The 6,888-nt window shown below is 72.7% G+C and carries 5 protein-coding genes; 3 read left to right on the plus strand and 2 right to left on the minus strand.

Going from position 1 to position 6,888, the window contains the following annotated elements:
- Window positions 1–3 precede the first annotated feature (3 nt).
- The gene (gene purD / locus APR04_RS17825) at window positions 4–1,293 is read left to right on the plus strand and encodes a phosphoribosylamine--glycine ligase (RefSeq protein ID WP_253872486.1); all 1,290 of its coding nucleotides are present in this window, start codon (window positions 4–6) and stop codon (window positions 1,291–1,293) included.
- A gap of 13 nt (window positions 1,294–1,306) precedes the next feature.
- Here purD and APR04_RS17830 read toward each other — a convergent pair whose 3' ends face one another.
- Complete coding sequence (locus APR04_RS17830; protein ID WP_253872489.1) at window positions 1,307–3,553, minus strand: substrate-binding domain-containing protein; 2,247 nt, start codon at window positions 3,551–3,553, stop codon at window positions 1,307–1,309.
- 159 nt (window positions 3,554–3,712) lie between these two features.
- On the opposite strand from APR04_RS17830, the gene APR04_RS17835 reads away from it, so the two are divergent.
- A complete protein-coding gene (locus tag APR04_RS17835) occupies window positions 3,713–4,729 on the plus strand; it encodes a LacI family DNA-binding transcriptional regulator (RefSeq protein ID WP_253872492.1) in 1,017 nt (338 codons plus the stop codon).
- A 140-nt stretch (window positions 4,730–4,869) separates the two neighbouring features.
- Window positions 4,870–6,273: a glycoside hydrolase family 6 protein gene (locus tag APR04_RS17840; protein ID WP_253872495.1), complete on the plus strand. Its 1,404-nt coding sequence runs from the start codon at window positions 4,870–4,872 to the stop codon at window positions 6,271–6,273.
- 357 nt (window positions 6,274–6,630) lie between these two features.
- Here the strand turns inward: APR04_RS17840 and APR04_RS17845 are convergent.
- Window positions 6,631–6,888 (minus strand): IS30 family transposase (locus tag APR04_RS17845; RefSeq protein WP_253872498.1); only part of this gene is annotated, 258 nt, incomplete at its 5' end.

Raw genomic sequence — 6,888 nt, forward strand, 5'->3', positions numbered from 1 at the left:
ACAGTGAAGATCCTCGTCATCGGGACCGGTGCCCGCGAGCACGCCATCATCCACTCCCTGCACAGGGAGACCGCGTCCGGGTCCGCCGCCCATGAGCTGCACGCGGCGCCGGGCAACCCGGGCATCGCGGCGCTGGCCACCCTGCACAAGATCGATCCCCTGGACGGCGCGGCGGTGGCGGCGCTGGCCGAGCAGGTCGGCGCCGAGCTGGTCGTCGTCGGTCCCGAGGCGCCGCTGGTCGCCGGCGTGGCGGACTCGGTCCGGGCGGCGGGCGTCCCGGTGTTCGGGCCGTCGGGGGAGGCTGCCCGGCTCGAGGGCTCCAAGTCGTTCGCCAAGGAGGTCATGGCCGCAGCGGGTGTGCCGACGGCCATGGCGCACGTGTGCACCGACGCCACAGAGGTCGTCGCGGCGCTCGACGCGTTCGGCGCCCCGTACGTGGTCAAGGACGACGGGCTCGCTGCGGGCAAGGGCGTGGTCGTCACCGACGACCGCGAGGCCGCGCTCGCGCACGGCGAGGCCTGCCTGTCCCACGAGAACGGCCGCGTGGTGGTCGAGGAGTACCTCGACGGCCCTGAGGTCTCGCTCTTCTGCGTGTCCGACGGCGTGACGGTGGTCCCGCTGGTCCCGGCGCAGGACTTCAAGCGCGTCGGCAACGATGACGAGGGCCCGAACACGGGTGGCATGGGCGCCTACAGCCCGCTGGACTGGGCGCCGTCGGGCCTCGTGGACGAGGTCCTGACCCGTGTCGCCCAGCCGACGGTCGAGGAGATGGCCCGCCGCGGCACCCCGTTCTCCGGCGTGCTGTACGTCGGGCTGGCACTCACGAGCCGGGGCACCCGCGTGGTGGAGTTCAACGCGCGCTTCGGCGACCCGGAGACCCAGTCCGTGCTGGCCCGGCTCGTCACGCCGCTCTCGGAGGTCATGCTCGCGGCGGCGCGCGGCAGGCTCGCCGAGCTGGAGGCGCTGCGCTGGCGCCCCGAGGCGTCGGTGACCGTGGTCGTCGCGTCGGAGGGCTATCCAGAGCTGGCCCGGTCCGGCGACCCGGTCACCGGCATCGAGGATGCCGAGGCGCTCCCCGGGGTGCACGTGCTGCACGCGGGCACCGGCCGCGCCGGGGCCGGCGACCTGGTCAGCGCCGGCGGACGCGTCCTGTCCGTCGTGGCGCTGGGCACCGACCTGGCGGACGCCCGGCGTCGGGCCTACGAGGGCGTCGCGAAGATCGGGCTCAAGGGCTCGCACCACCGCACGGACATCGCGCTGAAGGCGGAGCGCGGCGAGGTCACCGTCCCGTAGGACGGCGCCGCCGTCACCGCGCCACGCCCCGGCGTTCCCGCGCAGGCATGCCCGTCACGTCCATGAGCACCCCGATCATGCGCGCGCGGATGCCTGCGTCGTCGGTCACGGTGGTGGCGCGGCAGCGCACCCACATCTCGCGGCCGTCGGCGGCGAGCAGGCGGTGCTCCAGGTCGAGCGGCTCGGTAGCACCGGCGAGCTGGCGGGCGATGGCGATCTGCACGGCCCGCACGTCCTGCGGGTGCACGCGCCCGGTCCACTCCTCGATGCCGGTGCACGAGGCGTCGTCGGGCAGGCCGACAAGGGCCCGCCAGGTGCGCGAGTAGAAGACCTGGCCGGTCGCGATGTCCCAGTCCCAGGAGCCCTCGAGAGCGACGTCCTGGACCAGGGCGTTGCGCTCGACCTCGGTGCGGAGGTCGAGCACCAGCGCGCGTTCCCTGGCGGCGGCCTCTGCGAGCGCCGCCTGCTGCTGCTGCAGCGAGGTGAGGCGGGCCTCGCGGTCGAGCGCGACGGCGACCATGGCCGCCCAGTGGTCGTACTTGTCGCGGGAGCTGGTGGCGTGCGTGTCGACGCCGCCGCCGATGGCGAGCATGCCCCAGTCGCTCTGCCCGAACGTCACCGGCACGACGAACACGACGCCTTCGCCGGCCAGCGCCGGCGGCGGGAACTTGCTCACGGGCAGGTGTGTGCCGACCAGGGCGGTCGCCTTGCGGGACGCCGCGGTGGTGCCGACGATCTCGAGGGTCCGTGCCCCGTTCACGGGGCCGGGTGCCGGTGCGGCGCCGGGCAGGGGGGCCACCTCGACGTCGGTCCACAGGGCGAGCGTGGCGGGGCCGCGGTGCGCGCGGGGTAGCCAGGTGAGTGCGCGGATCGCCCGGCCGTCGCCGTGCAGCAGGTCCAGGTCGAGCTCGTACTGGTCGCCGATCGTGCGTTCGAGCTGTCCGGACCGGGCCAGCAGGGTCTGGGTGCAGCCGGCGCTGAGGGCGACGAGCACGTCGGTGGCCGTGTGGGTGACCGCGCGAGCGCGTGCGGCGCGGCTCGGGGGGCTGGGCCGCTCGCCGGGCACCGCTGGTACCTGGCCGCTGCGCACCTGTGCGCGGAACTCCTCCTCGACCGACCGCAGCGCGGGGATGAGCTGTTCCAGCGCCTCCGGGTGGGGCCGGAGCGCTCGCGTGCTCTCGGCGAGGCTCGTGAGCGTCGCCTGCGTGGGCGCCTGGCCCAGTGCCGCAGCGCTCCGGAAGAGCCGCTGCACGCCCCTGAGCCAGGAGTCGAGGTCGGCACCTGGCCCGAGGCGCGCCTCCGCGCCGTCGAACGTCGCGCGTGCCACCTCGCCGAGCCGCCGCCACGCCGTCGAGCCCTCCTGCGCGGGGAGGCCTTCGAGGAGCGTGCCGGCGCGTGCGTCGAGGCAGCCGCACGACTCTCGCGTGACGAGCGTCGAGCGGGACAGGTGCTGGCCGGCCACGCGCTCGCCGCGGATCCGGGCGAGCAGCAGGGACACCGCGAGCTCGCCGACCTGGTCGTGGTGCGGGTCCACCGAGGCGAGGCGTGGGCGCACCCGGGCGCCCGCCTCGGAGTGGTCGAACCCGATGATCGCCTGGTCGCCCGGGAGGGACAGTCCTTGGGCGCACAGCGCGCGGGAGAACCCGATCGCGTTGCGGTCCGTCGCGGCGACCGTCGCCGTCGTCGGCAGCCCTGGACCGCCCACGAGGGCCTGCGCCACGGTGGCGGCGCTCGCCTCCTGGTTGTCGGCCGTGCGGTAGAGCCATTCGGGCCGGGGCGTGATGCCGTGTGCGACGAGCGTGGCGAGGTAGGCCTCGTGGCGCTCGACGATGTCGGCCTGCCGCAAGTTGCCGAGGAAGCCGATCTCCCGGTGCCCGTGCGCGATGAGGTGTTCCACCGCCGCGCGGGTCCCGCCCTCGTTGTCCGGTGTCACCACCGGGGCGTCGATGCTGGCCGTGCGCTCGCTGACCAGCACTATCGGAGTGCCGTCGTCGTCGATCCGGAGCAGTGTCGCCTCGTTCACCGCGGTGGTGATGACGATGACGCCGTCGAGCTGGCCGAGGCTGACGGCGGCCGTTCCCGGTGGCCGGTCCGGGAACTGGTCGCGTTCCAGGTCGGCGGGGTAGGTCTGCACCGCGACGACGCGGTGCCCGTCCGGGCGGACGGTGCGCGCGATCCCGGCGAGCACCCGCCCGAAGTAGTAGCCACCGACCACCGGGGACAGCACCCCGATGACATACCTGCGCTTTCCACTAAGCATACAAATACACCCGTCTTCGTTGACGCTGTGCAAAATTCACCCGAGGGTGCATGCTACGTGGTTATGGTCCCAACGTCGCGACCGAACGATCCTGAACTGTCCGAATTTCCGACGCATGCGCGCCGGCCGACGATTGTTGACGTTGCCAGGGTGGCCGGCGTGTCCACGGCGGTCGTCTCGTACACCCTGAACGGCCGCAGAGGGGTCTCCGCCACGACCAGGGAGCGGGTGCTCCGGGTGGCGGACGAGCTGGGCTGGCGACCCGCCACGGCGGCCAGGTCCCTCCGCAGCGGCCCGGCTGCCGCGGCTCTGGTGGTGGTGCACGACCAGCCGTTCGGCACGCGTGCCGCGTTCCCGCTCGACCTCGTGGCGGGCGCGCTCCAGACCCTGGGCCCGGACACGCTCACGCTGGCGGTGCACGTCGCAGAGTCACCCGCGGACGCGGCGCAGCTCATGGACCGCTGGTGGACGGAACGCCGCTACGCGGCCTTCGTCGTCACGGGCGTCCGGGTCGACGACGCGCGCCTCGCGGCCCTGCGTACCCTCCCGGCGCCCGCCGTGGTGGTGGGAGCCGCGGTCGACAACGCGCCCGGCACCTGGCAGCACGTGGTCCTTGACGACGGCGACGCGTTCGCACAGGTGGGTTCCTTCCTTGCGGGCCTCGGGCACCGGCGGATCGCGATGGTCGCAGGGTCGGAGCGTCTGGTCGCGCCGGCCCGCCGTGCGGCCGCGCTGGAGGCGGCGCTCGTGGGGTACGGCATCGAGCTGCGCACGGTCGCGGGCGACGGCCCAGAGCGCGCGTCGGCGGCGCTGCGCCCGCTGCTCTCCGCGGCCGACCGCCCCACGGCGATCGTGACCGACGACGACGCCACCGCCGGCCTCGTGCTCGACGTCGCACGGCGGCTCGGTCTCGGCGTGCCGTGGGACCTGTCGGTCGTCGCGGGGACCGACTCGCCGGCCTGCTACCTGACGGCGCCGTCGCTCACCGCCGTGCCGTATCCCGTCGAGGAGCTCGGCCGGGCCACCGGCAGAGCCCTGCGCGCGGTCCTCGGCACCGCGACGTCCCGGCGTGCGGTGGGGGTGGATCCGACGGAGGGCGCCGCGCCGCCGTCGGGCACCGTGCCGGTGGGGCGGCTCGTTGTGCGCGGCTCGACGGCGCCTCCGCCCGGGGACTAATCGTTTAAGAAGGTTCTGCTGGAGCTTAACGGTGGGCAAAGGTGCGATATGCCACGGCGGAACGAGCCGCCGCGGTGCGCGTGGCGTCGACCGGCCCGAGCCGGAGCGGTACGCGCTCGGCACGACCAACGGAGGTCACCGTGTCTACAGCACCACGCCGCCCACGCGGCACGTCCCCACGCAGGTCACGCACTCTGGCGGCAGCAGCAGCGGGTGCACTCCTCGCGGCTCCCGCACTGGTCGCCACGAGCGCACCGGCCGTCGCGCTCGAGGACAACCCCTTCGTCGGGGCAGGGCAGTACGTCAACCCGGACTGGTCGGCGTCCGTCGAGGCAGCCGCCACGCAGGTGAGCGACCCCGGCCTCGCCGCGGACATGCTGGCCGTAGCGGACGAGCCGACGTCGGTCTGGATGGACCGGATAGCGGCGATCGAAGGTACCGAACGGCAGCACGGCCTCGAATGGCACCTCGACCAGGCGGTGGCCCAGTCGGGCGGATCGCCACTGGTGTTCAACGTGGTCATCTACGACCTGCCGGGCCGGGACTGCCACGCCCTCGCCTCGAACGGCGAGCTGCCCGCCACCGCCGAGGGGATGGCGCGGTACAAGGGCGAGTACATCGACCCGATCGTCGCGCTGCTGGACCGGCCGGAGTACGAGAACCTGCGGATCGTCGCCACGATCGAGCCGGACTCGCTGCCCAACCTCGTGACCAACCAGTCCGACCCGGACTGCGTCACCTCGGCGCCGTACTACCGCGAGGGCGTGCAGTACGCGCTGTCCGAGCTGTACGAAGTCGGGAACGTGTACTCCTACCTCGACGCCGCCCACTCGGGCTGGCTCGGCTGGCCCAACAACTCCAGCGGCTCCGCGCAGGAGTTCGCGAACGTCATCGAGGGCAGCACCTACGGGTGGTCCGCCGTGTCCGGCTTCGTCACCAACACGGCGAACACCACGCCGCTGGAGGAGCCGTTCCTGAGCAACCCCGACCTCCAGGTCGGCAGCGGTCAGGTGAAGTCCGCCGGCTGGTTCGAGTGGAACCCGGACTTCGACGAGGTCGACTGGACGGCGCACCTGTACGACCTGATGATCGCCCAGGGCGCACCGTCGAGCATCGGCATGCTCATCGACACGTCGCGCAACGGCTGGGGCGGCCCCGACCGCCCGACGGCGGTGAGCACGTCCACCGACCTGAACACCTACGTGAACGAGTCCAGGGTGGACCGCCGCAACCACCGCGGCGCCTGGTGCAACCCGGAGGGGGCCGGCATCGGTGAGCGGCCGACCGTGACGCCGTCGGGCCACCCGGAATCGCACCTCGACGCCTACGTGTGGGTCAAGCCCCCCGGCGAGTCGGACGGCTCGTCGGTGGAGATCCCGAACGACGAGGGCAAGCGCCTCGACCGCATGTGCGACCCGACCTACCAGTCCAGCGAGCTGGGCGGGAACCACACGGGGGCGCTCGCGGACGCGCCGCTGTCCGGCCACTGGTTCCAGGCCCAGTTCGAGATGCTCGTCGCCAACGCGCACCCGGCTATCGGCTAGGAGGAGCGGCTGGGTCCTGGCGACCGGGTTGCCGGGTTGCCGCGTTGCCGGACGGTTGCCGGGAACAGCTGCCCAGGTACTGGATGAGACGTAGGGCCACAGCACATGGCTGTGGCCCTACGTCTCATTGTGGTCGGTCCCTGCAGGCCGAACCGCAAGTCAGTCGTCGATCCGGCCAGGCCCGAACGTCGAAACCGCAGGTTGCTGGTGCTCTCCGGCGCCAACCGCAACTTGCAGGTCCATCCCGAACCTGGAGGCCGCCGAACCGCAACCTGCACGTCCGCCGAGCCGCCCCGAGCCGCCGAACCGCAAGCTATACGTCATCTTGACCGCCCGTTGTCAATCGGTTAGTGCAACTTAGGCGGCTTGGGTCAGGAGGTTCTTGAGTGCTTGGGCGGGGGTCTTGAGGTCGAGGGTGGGGCGTGGCCTGGCGTTGAGCATGGTCGCGACCCGCTTGAGGTCCTCGGGACTCCACCCGGACAGGTCGGTGCCCTTGGCGAACCAGTGCCGCAGCAGCCGGTTGGTGTTCTCGTTCGAGCCGCGCTGCCACGGCGAGTGCGGATCGGCGAAGTAGACCGGCATGCGTAGATCGAGCTGGATATCGACGTAGCCGGC

This window comes from Promicromonospora umidemergens, assembly GCF_024171995.1.
Classification (GTDB): domain Bacteria; phylum Actinomycetota; class Actinomycetes; order Actinomycetales; family Cellulomonadaceae; genus Promicromonospora; species Promicromonospora umidemergens.

What these genes read in the sequence shown, in the direction of transcription:
- APR04_RS17830 (WP_253872489.1), bottom strand. Translation starts at nt 3,553, where the DNA reads ATGCTTAGTGGAAAGCGCAGGTATGTCATCGGGGTGCTGTCCCCGGTG.